Origin of the sequence: Lentzea sp., assembly GCF_036380075.1 — a bacterium.
Taxonomy (GTDB): Bacteria; Actinomycetota; Actinomycetes; order Mycobacteriales; family Pseudonocardiaceae; genus Lentzea.
Genome location: NZ_DASVFL010000233.1, coordinates 22,864 through 37,971 on the forward strand (window position 1 = coordinate 22,864; position 15,108 = coordinate 37,971).

At 69.4% G+C, this 15,108-nt stretch carries 19 protein-coding genes and 1 tRNA gene; 10 read left to right on the forward strand and 10 right to left on the reverse strand.

Annotation, left to right across the window (positions count from 1 at the left end):
* From VF330_RS25665 to VF330_RS25675, 3 genes are read right to left on the reverse strand one after another with little or no spacing between them, the layout of a single operon-like run.
* A complete protein-coding gene (locus VF330_RS25665) occupies nt 1–1,161 on the reverse strand; it encodes a GNAT family N-acetyltransferase (protein WP_330854234.1) in 1,161 nt (386 codons plus the stop codon).
* A 10-nt stretch (nt 1,162–1,171) separates the two neighbouring features.
* Nucleotides 1,172–1,987: a 3-hydroxyacyl-CoA dehydrogenase family protein gene (locus tag VF330_RS25670; RefSeq protein WP_330854235.1), complete on the reverse strand. Its 816-nt coding sequence runs from the start codon at nt 1,985–1,987 to the stop codon at nt 1,172–1,174.
* Entirely contained in the window at nt 1,984–2,319 is a 336-nt protein-coding gene (locus tag VF330_RS25675) for an EthD family reductase (protein WP_330854236.1), read from the reverse strand. Before VF330_RS25675 ends, VF330_RS25670 begins: the two co-directional genes overlap by 4 nt.
* A 74-nt stretch (nt 2,320–2,393) precedes the next feature.
* Here VF330_RS25675 and VF330_RS25680 point away from each other — a divergent pair, with 74 nt between their 5' ends.
* Nucleotides 2,394–3,041, forward strand: coding sequence for a histidine phosphatase family protein (locus VF330_RS25680; RefSeq protein WP_330854237.1), 648 nt, complete (start codon nt 2,394–2,396; stop codon nt 3,039–3,041).
* Here the strand turns inward: VF330_RS25680 and rpmF are convergent.
* The 3 genes from rpmF to VF330_RS25695 are packed head-to-tail and all read right to left on the reverse strand — an operon-like array spanning nt 3,038 to nt 4,331.
* Complete coding sequence (gene rpmF, locus VF330_RS25685; RefSeq protein ID WP_330854238.1) at nt 3,038–3,199, reverse strand: 50S ribosomal protein L32; 162 nt, start codon at nt 3,197–3,199, stop codon at nt 3,038–3,040. The genes VF330_RS25680 and rpmF overlap by 4 nt on opposite strands.
* Nucleotides 3,199–3,450, reverse strand: coding sequence for a type B 50S ribosomal protein L31 (locus VF330_RS25690; protein WP_089949824.1), 252 nt, complete (start codon nt 3,448–3,450; stop codon nt 3,199–3,201). The genes rpmF and VF330_RS25690 overlap by 1 nt, the downstream gene beginning before the upstream one ends.
* On the reverse strand, nt 3,447–4,331 hold the full coding sequence (locus VF330_RS25695) for a GTP-binding protein (protein ID WP_330854239.1): 885 nt from the start codon (nt 4,329–4,331) through the stop codon (nt 3,447–3,449). The genes VF330_RS25690 and VF330_RS25695 overlap by 4 nt, the downstream gene beginning before the upstream one ends.
* A 49-nt stretch (nt 4,332–4,380) precedes the next feature.
* Between VF330_RS25695 and rpmB the strand changes: the two genes are divergently transcribed.
* Genes rpmB through rpsR form a run of 4 tightly spaced genes read left to right on the forward strand, consistent with a single transcriptional unit; the run spans nt 4,381 to nt 5,303 of the window.
* Nucleotides 4,381–4,611 carry a 50S ribosomal protein L28 gene (rpmB, locus tag VF330_RS25700; protein ID WP_414675456.1) on the forward strand — a complete coding sequence of 77 codons (231 nt, stop codon included), beginning with the start codon at nt 4,381–4,383 and terminating at the stop codon, nt 4,609–4,611.
* The gene (gene rpmG / locus VF330_RS25705) at nt 4,611–4,778 is read left to right on the forward strand and encodes a 50S ribosomal protein L33 (protein WP_330854241.1); all 168 of its coding nucleotides are present in this window, start codon (nt 4,611–4,613) and stop codon (nt 4,776–4,778) included. Before rpmB ends, rpmG begins: the two co-directional genes overlap by 1 nt.
* A 1-nt stretch (nt 4,779) precedes the next feature.
* The gene (gene rpsN / locus VF330_RS25710) at nt 4,780–5,073 is read left to right on the forward strand and encodes a 30S ribosomal protein S14 (RefSeq protein ID WP_330854242.1); all 294 of its coding nucleotides are present in this window, start codon (nt 4,780–4,782) and stop codon (nt 5,071–5,073) included.
* Entirely contained in the window at nt 5,073–5,303 is a 231-nt protein-coding gene (rpsR, locus tag VF330_RS25715) for a 30S ribosomal protein S18 (protein ID WP_330854243.1), read from the forward strand. The genes rpsN and rpsR overlap by 1 nt, the downstream gene beginning before the upstream one ends.
* On the opposite strand, the gene VF330_RS25720 is transcribed toward rpsR, so the two are convergent.
* Nucleotides 5,251–5,607, reverse strand: a complete 357-nt coding sequence (locus VF330_RS25720) for a hypothetical protein (protein WP_330854244.1) — start codon at nt 5,605–5,607, stop codon at nt 5,251–5,253. The two genes, rpsR and VF330_RS25720, sit on opposite strands and share 53 nt — an antisense overlap.
* Before the next feature lie 84 nt (nt 5,608–5,691).
* Here VF330_RS25720 and bluB point away from each other — a divergent pair, with 84 nt between their 5' ends.
* From bluB to VF330_RS25735, 3 genes are all read left to right on the forward strand, one after another.
* Nucleotides 5,692–6,318 (forward strand): 5,6-dimethylbenzimidazole synthase, encoded by a 627-nt coding sequence (gene bluB / locus VF330_RS25725; protein ID WP_330854245.1) that lies wholly within the window; start codon nt 5,692–5,694, stop codon nt 6,316–6,318.
* Between the two features lie 27 nt (nt 6,319–6,345).
* A complete protein-coding gene (locus VF330_RS25730) occupies nt 6,346–7,080 on the forward strand; it encodes a glycosyltransferase (RefSeq protein WP_330854246.1) in 735 nt (244 codons plus the stop codon).
* Between the two features lie 87 nt (nt 7,081–7,167).
* The gene (locus tag VF330_RS25735; RefSeq protein ID WP_330854247.1) at nt 7,168–8,664 is read left to right on the forward strand and encodes a diguanylate cyclase; all 1,497 of its coding nucleotides are present in this window, start codon (nt 7,168–7,170) and stop codon (nt 8,662–8,664) included.
* A 31-nt stretch (nt 8,665–8,695) separates the two neighbouring features.
* On the opposite strand, the gene VF330_RS25740 is transcribed toward VF330_RS25735, so the two are convergent.
* Complete coding sequence (locus VF330_RS25740) at nt 8,696–9,343, reverse strand: response regulator (protein WP_030467690.1); 648 nt, start codon at nt 9,341–9,343, stop codon at nt 8,696–8,698.
* A 439-nt stretch (nt 9,344–9,782) separates the two neighbouring features.
* On the opposite strand from VF330_RS25740, the gene VF330_RS25745 reads away from it, so the two are divergent.
* Nucleotides 9,783–12,983 (forward strand): penicillin acylase family protein, encoded by a 3,201-nt coding sequence (locus VF330_RS25745; protein ID WP_330854248.1) that lies wholly within the window; start codon nt 9,783–9,785, stop codon nt 12,981–12,983.
* A 65-nt stretch (nt 12,984–13,048) separates the two neighbouring features.
* Here VF330_RS25745 and VF330_RS25750 read toward each other — a convergent pair whose 3' ends face one another.
* Nucleotides 13,049–13,786, reverse strand: a complete 738-nt coding sequence (locus tag VF330_RS25750; protein ID WP_330854249.1) for an FkbM family methyltransferase — start codon at nt 13,784–13,786, stop codon at nt 13,049–13,051.
* 10 nt (nt 13,787–13,796) lie between these two features.
* Complete coding sequence (locus VF330_RS25755; RefSeq protein WP_330854250.1) at nt 13,797–14,579, reverse strand: hypothetical protein; 783 nt, start codon at nt 14,577–14,579, stop codon at nt 13,797–13,799.
* 276 nt (nt 14,580–14,855) lie between these two features.
* Between VF330_RS25755 and VF330_RS25760 the strand changes: the two genes are divergently transcribed.
* A tRNA-Arg gene (locus VF330_RS25760) sits at nt 14,856–14,931 on the forward strand.
* Nucleotides 14,932–15,108: the final 177 nt, after the last annotated feature.

Genomic DNA, 15,108 nt, shown 5'->3' on the forward strand with positions numbered 1-15,108 from the left:
TCAAAAGAAGTCCGCCAGCCGCGGGACGCCCGCCCCATCGACCAACCGGTCCAACGCGACTGCGTCGGCCGGGTCACCCTCCAGCAAACCCGCGCGCCGCAACGCGTGCGTGTTCTGCGCACCCGAGAACCACGGCCCGAGCGCTCGCGCGTGCAGCCGGACGGCACCCGTGCCACCGGGTTCGACGCGGACCGCGCCGTTCTCGGCGACGAGCCGCTGACGCCCCGCGTGCCACGGCGCGTGCGGGTCGACGACCTCCAGGTCGACCGCGACGTCGGCGGGGTTCGGCCAGCCGCGGGCGGCGACGGCGGCGGGCAGGTCGACCACGCGCAGCATCCACGTCGCGGTCTGCACCGAGTACCGCAACGGCGTGCTCGCCAGCAGGCCCAGCGTGGCCGGGTCGGTGATCCGCAGGTCGACCGCTTCGAGCGTGCCCGCCCAGGACGCCAGCGACGCCAGGAGGGTCAGCTGGGCCTCGGCGTCGAGCGCGACGAGGTCGAAGACCTTGAGCCGGCCCAGGTCGCCGCCGCCGGGTTCGCGCTGGGCCGTCAGGTACCCGCGCAGACCGCCGGGACCCGGCAACACGCTCACCAGGTCCATCTCCAGCACCTCGGCGACGTCGAACCGCGGCGGACGGCGGTCGGCCATGCCGTCGACCGTCCTCGCGACCTCCAGGTAGCACTCGTGCAGCGCGCTGAGATCGCTCTCACGGGCCGGGCGCGAGGGAATCCGCTCGGTGGGCCGCGGCACCGACAGCAGCCGGTCCATCGGCAGCTCGACCCGTTCGAGGACGCCGGCGCGTTCCCAGCCGCGTCCCCGGTACAGCGCAGGCACGGTCGCGTAGAGGACCGAGAGCGCCTGCCCGTGCTCCCGCATGAGGTTCAGGGACGCGTCGAGCAGCGCGTTCGCCACTCCACGGCCGCGCGTCGCCCCGTCGACGGCGACGCCGCCGATCCCGCCCATCGGGACCGCGGCGCCGCCGTAGAACTGCGCGTACTCCCCGATGCCGAGCACACCGGCGACCTGGCCGTCGAGCTCGGCGACGAGCCCCCGCGAGCCCGGCCTCACCAGCCGCTCGGGGCGTTCCTTCGAGTTGAACGCCACCCTGCGGAGCCGGAACACGGCGTCGAGGTCGTCGTCGGTGTACTCGCGGATGTTCACGGGGACCTGCTTACCAGGTGAAGAAGCCCTGGCCCGTCTTCTTCCCGAGCTCACCGCGCGCCACCTTGTCCCGCAGCAGCGCGGGGGGCTCGAAGCGGGGTCCCAGCTCGGCGGCGAGGTGCTCGGCGATCGCGAGGCGGACGTCGAGCCCGACCAGGTCGGTGAGCTCCAGCGGCCCCATCGGCCAGCGGTAGCCCAGCTTCATGCCGGTGTCGATGTCCGCGGCAGAGGCGACGCCTTCTTCAAGCATGCGGATCGCCTCCACGCCCACGGCGACACCGAGCCGGGACGTGGCGAAGCCCGGCGAGTCGCGGACCTCGATGACGGTCTTGCCCAGCTCCTCCGCCCACGCCCGCGCCTTGGCGACGTTCGCGGGGTCGACGCCCTCGTGGTGGACGAGCTCGACGAGCTGCTGCACCGGGACGGGGTTGAAGAAGTGCATGCCCAGCACGCGGTCGCCGGGCAGTCCGGCGGCGATCTCGGCGATCGAGAGCGACGACGTGTTGGACGCGAGCACGGCCCGCGGGCACCTCGCTGCGGCGTCGCCCAGCACCTTCTGCTTGAGCGGCACGGTCTCCGGCACCGCCTCGACGACCAGCTCGGCGTCCTCCGGCAGCTCACCGGTGCTCAGGTTCGCGAACACCGCCTCGGCGTCGGCGAGCTTGCCCTTCTCCTGCGCCTTGGCGAGGGAGCGGCGGACGGCGACCCGGCCCTGCTCGGCGCGGCCGGCGTCGGCTTCCGCGAGCGTGACCTCGTGGCCGCCCGCGAGCAGCACGTGGACGATGCCCGCGCCCATCGTGCCGCCGCCGATGACGACCGCTTTCACGCCACGACCCCGGAAGGATCGACCACGGTGGCGCTGAACATCGCGACCAGCTCCATCCCGCCGATCTCGGCGAGGTTCGCGCCCGACGTGGCCCACTCCGGCGACTGGATCGCGGTCTTGAACGACGCCTCGGACTCGAAGTACATCTCGGCGACGAGGTGCGGCTCGGTCTCGCCGAGGAACCCGGCGAGGAACACCTGCTGCACCTTCGCGACCTCGGCGCGCACCAGGCCGGGAACCGAGTTCACGATCGGCAGGTGCGACTCGAAGTACTTCCGGTCGAAGCCCTCGGGGTCCGCGGGCCTCTTGTACAGCACGATGTACTTGATCATGTGACACCATCCTCCTCGACTCGCCGAGCACTGTAACGGCTCGGGCACCCGCGGGACTGGGGCACGATGGTGAGGTGCGGATCATCCTGCTGCGCCACGGACAGAGCCTCGGCAACGTCGACGAGCTCGCCTACTGCCGCATCCCCGACCACGCCCTCCCGCTCACCGCGACCGGTGAGGAGCAGGCCCGCGCGGCCGGCCCGGTGATCAGGGAGCTGGTCGGCGACGGCTTGGTCGCCGCCTACGTCTCGCCGTACAAGCGGACGAAGCGGACGTTCGAGCTGCTGGGCGTGGACGCCGAACGGGTCGTCACCGAACCGCGGGTGCGCGAGCAGGACTGGGGCAACCTCCAGGACCCGGTGCAGCAGGAGGTGCTCAAGCACCAGCGGCACGCGTTCGGCCACTTCTTCTTCCGGCTGCCCAACGGCGAGTCCGGTGCCGACGTGGACGACCGCGTGGCGGCGTTCCTCGACGGCCTGACCGTGCGGATGCACAAGGACGAGGGGCACCCGAAGACGGTGCTGGTGGTGTCGCACGGGCTGACGATCAGGTTGCTGTGCCGCAGGTTCTTCGACTGGAGCATCGACCTGTTCGAGTCGCTGTCCAACCCGGACACGTGCGAGAACCGCGTGATCGACCACGACGGCACGGGGTGGAGGCTGGACCGCCCCTTCGACCAGTGGCGCGACTCACCGGACGGAACGGTCCAGCTCCCGGGCTAGAGCAACCCGCGCTTGTAGGCCGCGACCAACCGGCGCGGCACGAGGAGCTCCTTGCCGTCCACCGTCCGCACGCGCACCAGGTCCGGCGCGGTGGCCTTCCACTGCGACCGCCGGTGCCGCGTGTTGGACCGCGAGGTCTTCCGCTTGGGAACGGCCATCAGCGCTCTCGCTTTCCGTAGCGGCGGTTGAACTTCTCGACCCGGCCCGCGGTGTCGACGAGCCGTTGCGTGCCCGTCCAGAACGGGTGCGAGTCGGCGGTGATGTCGACGACCAGCAGCGGGTAGGAGTTGCCGTCCTCCCACTCGACGGTGCGCGACGAGGTCGCGGTCGACCGGGTCAGGAACGTCTTGCCCGTGGAGGCGTCCTGGAAGACGACGGGGTGGTAGTCGGGGTGGATTCCTGGCTTCACAGCTCCAGCTTTCGGATCGAGTCCACGAAGGACAGTTCGTCGTCGGTCAGCAGCGCGCCGGTGAAGGCCGCCGTGATGTCGTCCGGCTCCCCCAGCGTGATCGCCACGATCTGGGTGGTCTTCCCGTCGCGCGGCCCGGCGGCGCCGACGTGCAGCCCGCCGCCCGCGGACTCCAGGTGCAGCGCCAGGTCCGGCTCGTCGGCGACCCAGAGCCGTCCGCGCGAACGCACCACCGTGCCGTCGAGCAACGCGTCGAGCGCCTCGTTCAGCCGCACCGGGTGGAACGGCCGGTCGGCCGTGAAAACCGCTGTCGAGACACCGGACTCCGGCGTGAGCGGCACCATCCGCGGTCGTGCGCTCCGGCACACGACCACCGCGTCCGGCGTGCAGATGTGCGCGCCCGGGGCCAGCCGGTCGAGCACGGCGAGCGTCCGTTCGTCGGCATCTCCTTGCAGCACCAGCACGTCCGCGGCCTCGGCCTGCGCGACGACGACCTGAGCGACCGTCCGCTGGTCGCTGACCATCGACGCGTCGCCGAGCGCGTCGTCCAGCCAGCTCGCCGCGTCGAGCACGGTGATCACGCACTCGACGTCGACGTCGAGTGCGCGGCGCACGGCGTCCGGTTCCAGCAACGGGTCCAGGTGCAGCACGACCGTGTGGCCCTCGAAGGTCCCGAGCAGCTCGCGCAGGTCCTCCCGCACGGTGCAGGACACGCACCCGTGCAGCAGCTCGACGTCGGTCGCGACGCCGTCGACCCACCGGCGCACGCACGTCTCCGCGGCGACGTGGCGCACCAGCACCGATCCGGGCCGGTCCCGCCACACCCGCACGGCGACGTCGTGGTCCACCAGCCCCGCCACCATGACGACAACGGTTTCCATGTGGGGTACCGTAGATGAAAACGAATGTCGTTTCAATCTGGAGGTACCTGTGCGCTGCCAGCTGACGGGCCGTGAGCCCGGCTTCGGCAACCGCGTCTCGCACTCCCAACGCAAGACGCGCCGCCGGTGGAACCCGAACGTCCAGCGCAAGCGGTACTGGGTGCCGTCGCTGAACCGGTTCGTGACGCTCACGTTGTCCGCCAAGGGCATCAAGACCGTCGACAAGCTCGGCGTCGAGGCCGTCGTGGCCCGGCTGCGCGGCCAGGGGGTGAACCTCTGATGGCCAAGGGCAACGACATCCGGCCGATCATCAAGATGAGGTCGACCGCCGGCACCGGCTACACCTACGTGACCCGCAAGAACCGCCGCAACGACCCGGACCGCCTGGTGCTGCGCAAGTACGACCCGGTCGCGCGCAGGCACGTCGACTTCAAAGAGGAGCGCTGACGTGGCCAAGAAGTCGAAGATCGCCGCCGATCAGCGCCGCCGCGAGGTGGTCGCGCGCTACGCCGGACGGCGTGCGGAGCTCAAGGAGAAGCTGCGCCACCCCGAGACGCGCGAGGAGGCGTTGAGGGGACTGCAGAAGCTGCCGCGCGACGCGTCGCCGACCCGGTTGCGCAACCGGGACGCCGTGGACGGACGGCCGCGCGCCTTCAACCGGAAGTTCGGGCTGTCGAGGCTGCGGCTGCGCGAGATGGCCCACCGCGGTGAGCTGCCCGGCGTGTCGAAGGCGAGCTGGTGATGCGCGAGCAGAAGGTGCTCAAGCGCAGGCAGAACCTGCTCACGAAGGAGGGCGTGGCCGTCGTCGACTGGAAGGACGTCGCGCTGCTGCGCAAGTTCATCTCGGACCGGGGCAAGATCCGGTCCCGCCGCGTGACCGGCCTGACGCCGCAGCAGCAGCGCCAGGTCGCCACGGCGATCAAAAACGCACGGGAGATGGCTTTGCTGCCGTACCCGTCGCAAGGGCGATGACGCGGATCGCCGTGCTGGCCACGAACGCCAGCACGGCGAGCTGCACCAGCAACGCGAGCACCCAGGTCGTGTGTTCGTCGACCGTCAGGTCGCCGCGAACACCGACCAAGAAGGTCGCGTAGAGGCCCCAGCACTGCAGCGCGGCCAGGCCCGCCCCGACGATCGTCGTGCGCAGCGACACGGCCACGACGACGGCGGCGAGCAGGAGGAGCGCCAGCAGCGGCCAGGCACCGGTGAACGCGGTCACGCCGACTCCCGCGCCGAACCCGAGCGCGGAGCCGTAACCACCTCTCATCTTCTTCATCCGATCGGTGTATCGCCTCAGGTGAGATCAGCGCCACCTCCCGGACGTCAAGTTGGTGCTTTCGAGTGAGGCACGATCGCTCGAATGAACCTGTACGAAGTGGTGCACCGGCGCAGGGACACTCGAGCCGAGTTCACCGGCGCGGAAATCCCGCCCGACGTGCTGCGACGAGTTCTGACCGCGGCCCACGCGGCACCGAGCGTCGGCCTTTCCCAGCCGTGGGACTTCGTGCTCGTGCGTGATGAATCGATTCGGCGCGCTTTCCGCGACCACGTCCAGGCCGAACGCAGCGTGTTCTCCGCGGAGCTCGACCCCGAACGCGCCGAGGTGTTCTCGCGCATCAAGGTCGAAGGCGTCATGGAGTCGTCGCTCGGCATCGTCGTCACCTACGACCCGGACCGCGGCTCGCCGGCGGTGCTCGGCCGGCACGCCATCGCCGACGCGGGCCTGTACTCCGTCTGCCTCGCGATCCAGAACCTGTGGCTGGCGGCGACGGAGGAGGGCCTCGGCGTCGGCTGGGTCAGCTTCTACCGCGAGGACGTGCTGCGCCGCCTCCTGAACATCCCCGCGCGGGTCCGTCCGGTGGCCTGGTTGTGCGTCGGACCGGTCCAATCCCTTCCCGACACACCCGATCTGGAACGTCACGGATGGCGCAACCGGATGCCACTCGAAGACGTTGTTCACCACGACACCTTCGGCCGACGAAACTGAAGCCCCGAGATGCGAACTATCTCCGTCGTGACGCCCGTCCACCCGCCGCACCTGCGTTTCCTGCGGGAGGCGTACGAATCTTTGCGCGCGCAAGAACTCCCGCCGGGATGGACCTGGGAGTGGTTGGTCCAGCACGACGGAGAAGCGGTCTCGGAACTGTTCTCCGATGATCCGCGGGTCGCTTTCTCGTCTTCTTCGCCGTCGGGCGCGGCGGGCGCCAGGAACATGGCGCTCGCGCGGTCGCGCGGCGAGCTCGTCCGGAACCTCGACGCGGACGACCTGCTCCTCGACGGCGCCCTGACCAGGGACGTCGAGGTGCTGCTCGCGCACGGCGACGTCGGCTGGACGACGTCGGCCGCGCGTGACCTCCTGCCCGGCGGCGACGTCATCTCGTGGGAATTCGACGGACCCGCGGAAGGCGTTCTCGAACCCGGCTCGCTGCTCGATGCTTTCATCGCCGATGAATGGCGGCTGCCGGTCGTTCCGGGCACGTTGTGCGTGCGCAGAGAGCTGCTTTTGGCCCTCGGCGGGTGGATGGCGCTGCCGTCTTCCGAGGACACGGGCCTGTTGATGGCGCTTCAAACCGTGTCGCGCGGGTACTTCCTCGCGACACCGAGCATGCTTTACCGCAAGCACGGCGTGCAGCAAACCGCACGGGAAGTTCACAACGACCCCGTTGACAAGAAGCTGCGCTACGGAATGATCGTCGATCGAGCCCAGGCGCTGCGCAACCTGTTGGCGCAACCGACTACCCCTCGGTGACGTCCTGCACCACCATCGGTACGGGGCGCGACCATCCCGGTAGCCTGTGCAGGCCGCTCGGCGAGTCGGAACGGAGTCGATGAACGAGTGGAGCAGCGTGATCCGCTGGTAGCGGGCGAGGTGCCGCGGCTGGACCAAGAGGTCCGCGCGTTGCTCAACGCCGGCCGCCTGCCGGAGGCGAACAGTCTTTTCGACGAGGTGGTCACCAAGGTGTCCCCCGGCGTCGACCGCTGGGTTCGTTCGGCCGTGCTCGTCAACAGGGCCATGCTGGCGTGGCGCCTCGGACGCATCCCGCTCGCCCTCGAACTCGCGGCGGAGGGCTGGACCGACCTCGACGCCGACCGGTCCGACAGCCCCGCCGTGGCCCAGACGATGGGGTCCCTCGGCTACCTGATGGAGGGCATCGGCAACCGCAGGGCCGCGCTCGACATGCTGCGGCTGTCGGTCCAGGTCGCGCGCCGGTCCGGCCACAGCGACACGCTGGCCCTGTGTCTGCAGCGCCTCGGCGGGTCGCTCAACTTCCGCGCCTGCGCCGGGCACCCCGCGGCCGCGCCCGCGATCTTCGAGGAGGCGCTGGCGTACCTCGACGAGGGCTTGGGCGTCGTCAAGGAAGAGCGGAACCGGCGGGCGCTGCTCGGCGCGTACGGCCGGTCGCTGGCCGGGGTCGGCCAGCTGGACAAGGCAGAGGAGACCGGCGAGGAGACGCTGCGGCTCTCGCGCGACGCCGACGACCTGTGGGGCATCTCGGTCGGCAACTGGGTCCTCGCCGTCGTGCACCGCGAGCAGGGCATCCTCGACGAGGCGCGCACGTTCGCGGCCCGTGCGGTGACGAACGCCGAACGCATCAACGACACGTCACTGCTGCTGCGGTTCTCCACGGAGCTCGCGGACATCTGCCACTCCCTCGGCGACTCGGTGGGCGAGGCCGTGGCGTTGCGGCGGTCGATGCAGGCGGCGCGCACGGCCACGGAGACGTTGCAGGAAGGCCTCGGCCAGGCGTTGGAGCAGCGCCGGGTGGCCGTGCAGGCGCAACGGCTCGCCGTGCAGGCGCAGGAGGCCGCGGCGCGCGACCCGTTGACGGGCCTCGCGAACCGGCTCGGTCTCGAACGCGCCGCGCAGGCGTTGCTGGAGTCGACGGCGGCGCGCGGCCGGGTGCCGTGGCTGGTGCTGGTCGACGTCGACTGGTTCAAGAACGTCAACGACGACGCCGGACACGCGACGGGCGACGCGGCGTTGCGCGAGATCGCGGCGCTGCTGCGGCGCGAGTGCCGGGCGGACGACCTGGTGGCGCGCTGGGCGGGCGACGAGTTCGTAGTGCTGCTCGGCGACACCGGCCCCAACATGGACGTCGGCCCGAACGTGGCCGAGCGGATCCGCGCGGCCGTCGACGGGCACGACTGGACGATGGTGCTGGGCGCGGTCCGCCGGCCGACCGTGAGCATCGGTGTCGCGGCGGGACCGGCCAAGCTGGACCAGCTGTTCGCGGCCGCGGACATGGCGCTCTACCGCGCCAAGCGCCACGGCCGCAACAGGGTCGAGGTCGAGCCTTCGGCAGGGCTCCCCGAACGCGTGTCGGGGAGCTGAGTCCTTCCCGGACCCGTCCTTCCCGGACCGGTCAGGCGATCAGGCCGCCGCGGTAGGCCACCAGCGCGGCCTGCACGCGGTTGACCGCGCCGATCTTGCCGAGCACGGACGAGACGTAGCCCTTCACCGTCGCCTCCGACAGGTGCAGGGTGCCGCCGATCTCCGCGTTCGACATGCCCTGGCCGATCAGCACGAGCACCTCGCGCTCTCGTTCGGACAGGCTCTGCAGGAGCCGGCGCGCGGGCTCCGCCATCCGTTCGCCGTCGGCCACGGCCGCGAGGACCCGTGCCGCGACACCGGGATCGAGCACGGCGCCACCGCGCGCGAGGTCGCGCACGGCCTTGACCAGCTGCTCCGGTTCGGTGTCCTTGAGCAGGAAGCCCGCGGCCCCGAGCCGCAGCGCCTCCGAGACGTACTCGTCGACGTCGAAGGTGGTCAGGATGCACACCCTCGGCGGATCGGGCAGGGTCCGCAGCCTCCGCAGCGCCACCAGCCCGTCCGAGGTGCGCATCCGGATGTCGAGCAGGACCACGTGAGGACGGTGCTGGCGTGCCAGGTCGGCCACCAGGTGTCCGTCATCGCATTCGGCGACGACCTCGATGTCCCCGACACTGCTCAGGATCATGCGAAGGCCGGAACGGACGAGGTCCTCGTCGTCGGCCAGCAGAACCTTGATCACAACGCCTCCCGCATTGGCGTTCCGCGCTCCCACATGTTCGTGATCTTCGCGTACGAACGCCGAAGGTCACGTTAATTCTCAGTTATCTCATCATGTGGTAACGGATTTTCGAGATCGGCGGCGACGTTCACAGTTACCGGAATTAACTGCCGACTTCGCTGCGTGAGCAGGTCACCAGGAGTTGTGGGTGGCTGACGGAACTCAGAGTGACCAAACTCGGATATCCCACTTGATGGAATGTCGTACCGAAACACGGATGTACGCCGGGTAATCCGATTCAGAACTTCTGCCGGTTCGTCGTTTTGATCCAGATGAGGTTCTAGACCGATACAGAGGCAGTTGTGCGTGCCGGTAAACGCGAAGGTCTTTCGCAATAGCGGTACTGGAAAGTAACGTGCGTCACAACAGCCCTGCCCTGCACGGAGAGGAGCTTCGCGCGATGCGGAGAGCCAATCCGGTGACGACCCTGCTGGCGACCGCCACCGTCACCGCCTCCCTTCTGATCGTCCCGTCCGCGGCCCAGGCCGCCGAGCCGCGCGCGGCCGCGTTCGCCGCCGACGACTACTGCCTCGGCCAGTGCGGCGACATCGTGCCGCCCGGCAACAACGGCAACGCGACACTGGCCGAGATCCTGACCCACAAGGCGTTCGGCACGAGGCCCGCGCACTCGGCCGACCAGCTCGGCAAGTACGACGCCCTGGTCTCCGGCTACAGCGGCCTCACCAACGACCAGCTGTCGAACTTCTTCAACGACGCGTCGTTCGGCGTGCCGTCCGACCAGGTCGAGAGCACGGTCAAGCCGCGGTCGGACGTGACGATCGTGCGCGACAAGAAGATCGGCATGCCGCACATCACCGGCACCACGAGGTCGGGGACGATGTTCGGCGCCGGTTTCGCGGCCGCGCAGGACCGGCTGTGGCTGATGGACCTGTTCCGCCACCTCGGCCGCGGCCAGCTCTCCGGTTTCGCCGGCGGCGCGCCGTCGAACCGCGTGCTGGAGCAGAGCTTCTACAACCAGATCCCCTACACCGAGGCCGACCTGCAGAAGCAGATCGACACCGCGGCGGTGCGGGGCGGTGAGCGCGGGCGCCAGGCCGTGGCCGACGTCAACGACTACATCTCCGGGATCAACGCCTACGTCACCCAGTCCGTGTCGGCGCGGAACTTCCCCGGCGAGTACGTGCTGACCGGGCACGCCGACGCGATCACGAACTGGAACGACATCCAGCCGTTCAAGGCGACCGACATGGTGGCGATCGCGTCCGTGGTCGGCGGCCTGTTCGGCGCCGGCGGTGGCGGCGAGGTGCAGTCCGCGCTGGTGAAGCTGGCCGCGCAGAACAAGTACGGCGCCTCCGTCGGCGAGCAGGTGTGGAAGGCGTTCCGGGCGCAGAACGACCCCGAGGCCGTCCTCACCCTCCACAACGGACAGTCGTTCCCGTACTCGGCCTCGCCCGCGTCGCCCCAGGGCGTGGCCCTGCCCGACTCCGGCAGCATCACGCCGGAGCGGATGGTCTACGACGAGGTGGGCGGAACGGGCGCGGCTGTCTCGGTCGCCGCTCCCGAGGACGTGGCTCGTGCTCGCGGGATCTTCGAGGACGGCGTCCTGCCCGCGGACCTGCTGAACAAGACGCACGGCATGTCGAACGCGCTGGCGGTGTCCGGCGCCCACACTGACTCCGGCAACCCGATCGCCGTGTGGGGTCCGCAGACCGGGTACTTCGCGCCGCAGCTGCTGATGCTGCAGGAGCTCAACGGTCCCGGCGTGCGGTCGCGCGGTGTCTCGTTCGCGGGCGTCTCGATGTACGTGCAGCTCGGCCGCGGTGTCGACTACTCGTGGAGCGCGACCTCGTCCGCGCAGGACATCATCGACACCTACGCCGTCGAGCTGTGCAACGCCGACGGTTCTCCCGCGACGAAGGCCTCGACGTCGTACGTGTTCCACGGCGCGTGCCTGCCGATGGAGCGCCTGGAGCGCAAGAACGCGTGGAAGCCGACGGTGGCCGACGGGACGCCCGCCGGCTCGTACACGCTCGTGATGTGGCGGACCAAGTACGGGCTGGTGACGAGCCGTGCGACCATCGGCGGCAAGGTCGTCGCGTACACGACGTTGCGTTCGACCTACATGCACGAGGTCGACTCGATCATCGGGTTCCAGGAGCTCAACGACCCCGGCGCGATCCGGTCGGCGGCCGACTTCCAGCGGGCAGCCGACAAGATCGGGTACGCGTTCAACTGGTTCTACGCGGACTCGCGCGACATCGCGTACTTCAACTCGGGCCTGAACCCGGTGCGCCGGTCCACTGTGGACCCGAACCTGCCGACGTGGGGCCGTGCGGAGTACGAGTGGGTGGACTGGAACGGCGACGAGAACACCTCCGCCGTGATGCCGTTCGCCGGGCACCCGAACTCGGTCAACCAGGACTACTACGTCTCGTGGAACAACAAGCAGGCGAAGGACTTCACGTTCGGCGGCTTCGGCCACAGCTCCGTGCACCGCGGTGACCTCCTGGACAAGCGCGTCAAGGCCCTGGTCACGTCCGGGCAGAAGGTCACGCGGGCGTCGTTGACCAAGGCGATGGCCGAGGCGGCCGTGGCCGACCTGCGGGCCCAGGAGGTGCTGCCCGAACTGCTGCGCGTGGTGGAGTCCGCCCCGGTCGACGCCTCCCTCGCCCCGGCGGTGCAGAAGCTGAAGGACTGGCAGCGCTCGGGCTCGTTGCGAAAGGAGACGGCGAAGGGCAGCAAGGCCTACGCGCACGCCGACGCGATTCGGATTCTCGATGCCTGGTGGCCGCTGCTCGTCGAGGCGCAGTTCAAACCATCACTGGGCAATGGTTTGTACGACGCGCTCGTGAGCGCGCAGCAGGTGGACGAGGCCCCGTCCGACACGCACGGCGCGGCACCGCACAAGGGTTCGTCGTTCCAGTACGGCTGGTGGGGTTACGTGGACAAGGACCTGCGCCAGGTCCTCGGCGACCCGGTCCAGGGCGCCTTCCCGCAGACCTACTGCGGTGGCGGCACTCTGGCGGGCTGTCGCACGGCGCTGGTGAGCTCCCTGCAGACCGCCGCCGCCAAGCCGGCCAACCAGGTCTACCCCGGTGACGCCGACTGCACCGCAGGCGACCAGTGGTGCGCGGACACGATCGTCCACCGCGCCATGGGCGGCATCACCCAGGACAAGATCCACTGGCAGAACCGCCCGACGTTCCAGCAGGTCGTGCAGTTCCCGTCCCGCCGGGGCCAGACCATCGGCAACCTGGCACTGTCCCGGACGGCCACCGCGTCGTCGTACGAGAAGGGCTGGAACACCCTTCCGCCGTCACTTGCATTGGACGCCGATCCGTCGTCCCGCTGGGCCAGCGACTGGAGCGACAACCAGTGGATCCAGGTCGATCTCGGCTCTGTGCAACAGATCGGTCGCGCTGTGTTGCGCTGGGAGTCGTCCTACGGCAGCGGGTACCGCATCGAACTTTCCAATGACGGCACCAGCTGGCGCAACGTTTTCACTACGAGCGCTGGCGATGGGGGCGACGATGTCGTAGCGTTCACGCCACAGGACGCGAGGTACCTCCGGCTGACGGGCACCCAACGGGCCACCCGCTACGGGTACTCCCTGTACGAGCTTGAGGTCTACAGCTTGTAGGCCTTCGAGATGAGGACGCCGATCCACCCCCAGGGGTCGGCGTCCTCTACTTATTCCGGACTTCTTCAGACCCGGAACAGGTAGTTCCTGACCTCGTCCCCGATGGCGCGCGTCGGCTTCCACTCCCCGCCGTGCCAGGTGCTCATCCGGTAGCCGCGCTCGGTCAGGAAGTCCGCGACGTCCTTGGCGTGGTACCCGAAGCGCGTGACGTGCCGTTCCTCGATCTCCAGCAGGAACGCGGGCTTGAGCCGTTCGATGGTCCCCTTGGCACCCTCGAGCACCCGCAGCTCGGCGCCCTCGACGTCCGCCTTGACGAAGTCGAGCCGCCCGATCCCGTTCTCCTCGACGAAGTGGTCGAGCGTGTCCGTCCTGACCACGACGTCCAGGTGCTGGTCGAACTCCTCGTTGGACCCCAGCCCGTCCGCCCCCGCGGTGAGGAACGACCGCCCGGTCACGGGGTTGCCGTGCCGCACCGGAACGCTCATGACCTCCCGCCCGGACTCCTCGGTCCCCAGCGCCACGGAGTGCCGGCGGATGTTGCGCCCCTCCCGGGGCCGCAACAGGTACGAGAGCGTCGGGTGCGCGAACACCAGCGGCTCGACGCTGTGCACAGTCCCGTGTGGACCGACGAGCCGGGACAGCGTCACCGTGTAGAGCCCCAGCGCGGCCCCCACGTCAACGCACACGTCACCGGGCTTGACGACCTTGCGGAGTCCGAGGAGCTCAGCCTCGGCATAGGGGGTGAGCCGGGCGAGCGCCTGCAAGCCGGCAACCACCGCGGCACTGCGAAGTTCGGTCAGCACCCGAGCCAGCCTAGACGTGTCCGTTCGTGTGCTGCCCATTCACGTGCTGTTCGCCCGCGGGCAGCCCCACCTGGTCCGCGAACTCGGCAGCCACCCGAGACCCGCCGTACACGCTCAGCGCCTTCGCCAGGTGCTGCCGCAGATCGGCGCGATGCGAGTCCTCGAGCTCGGGCAACGCCCGCTCGACACTGCTGACCAGCGACTCGGCCCAGTGCGTCGACGGCTGCCGTTGGGCGATCTGCACGAGGTCGGCCAGGTGCCCTGACAGCTTCACGGCCTCCTCGACCTGGTACCCGTTGCGCTGCAACCACCAGATCGTGGCCGTGCCGACGTCCGTCAGCACCTCGTCCCGCAGGTACCGGATCTCAGCCCGTTCGACGTCCCGCTCAGCCAGCTTGAACGTGGAGTTCCGCAACAGCTCGACGTGCTTGCGAGCCATCTCGAGGTCGTCCTCCTGCACGCTGATCTTGACGTTCTCGGCCCGAGCCCAGATGTGCGTGCCGGGCACCTGTCGTTCGACGGCGAGCTCGTCCCCCAACTGCACCTGCAGCGCGGCGTGGTGCCCCAACATGGCCTTGCCGCTGATCTCCTTGGCCCGCTGCAGGACGTGGTGGATGGCCGCGCTCTTGGGCGAGTTGTGCCGCAGTCCCGTGGCCAGGTCGAGCCGCCACACCACGGTCATCTTGAGCTGGAAGTCGAGCCCGTACACCGCACTGGCCAACGGCGTCTCGAACTCGTGCTGATGACTGCTCGACGGCGGCACGAAGGTGAAGTCGTCAGCACTCCTGGGCACCCGCCGCCGCCACCAAGCCTTGACGGCACCAACAGGGCCAGGACGGAAGTCGGGCCACGGTCTGCTCACGCCCCCTGCGTACCTGACGTTTCTTCACAACTGAAGGTGGTCTCGCTCACTTCCCTCCAACGGCCGCACGCATCTCGTTCGGTCCCTCACGGTGCGTGAGCGCGACTGCTGCCTGTGGGTCCGGCCCGTGGGTTCGAGCCGCGGGTGAGGCGTTGGTGGGGGCGCTGGTCAACTCGGTGGCGGCACCCCGCTAGACTGCTGTCGCCAGCCCTAGTAGCTCAGGGGATAGAGCATCGGTTTCCTAAACCGTGTGTCGCAGGTTCGAATCCTGCCTGGGGCACCACCTTTCGCCGGGTGAAACTAAGGGCTCTGACCAGTGAAAACAGGTCGGAGCCCTTGGTCTTTAGCCGGGACTGAAGTCGATCTCATCGTCCGTTCGTGGGGCTAGACGTGGTGCGAGTCCGGCGTAGGGTCGCACCATGAGCACCCCGAAGCGCCCCGCCAAGGGTCGCCAGCGAGG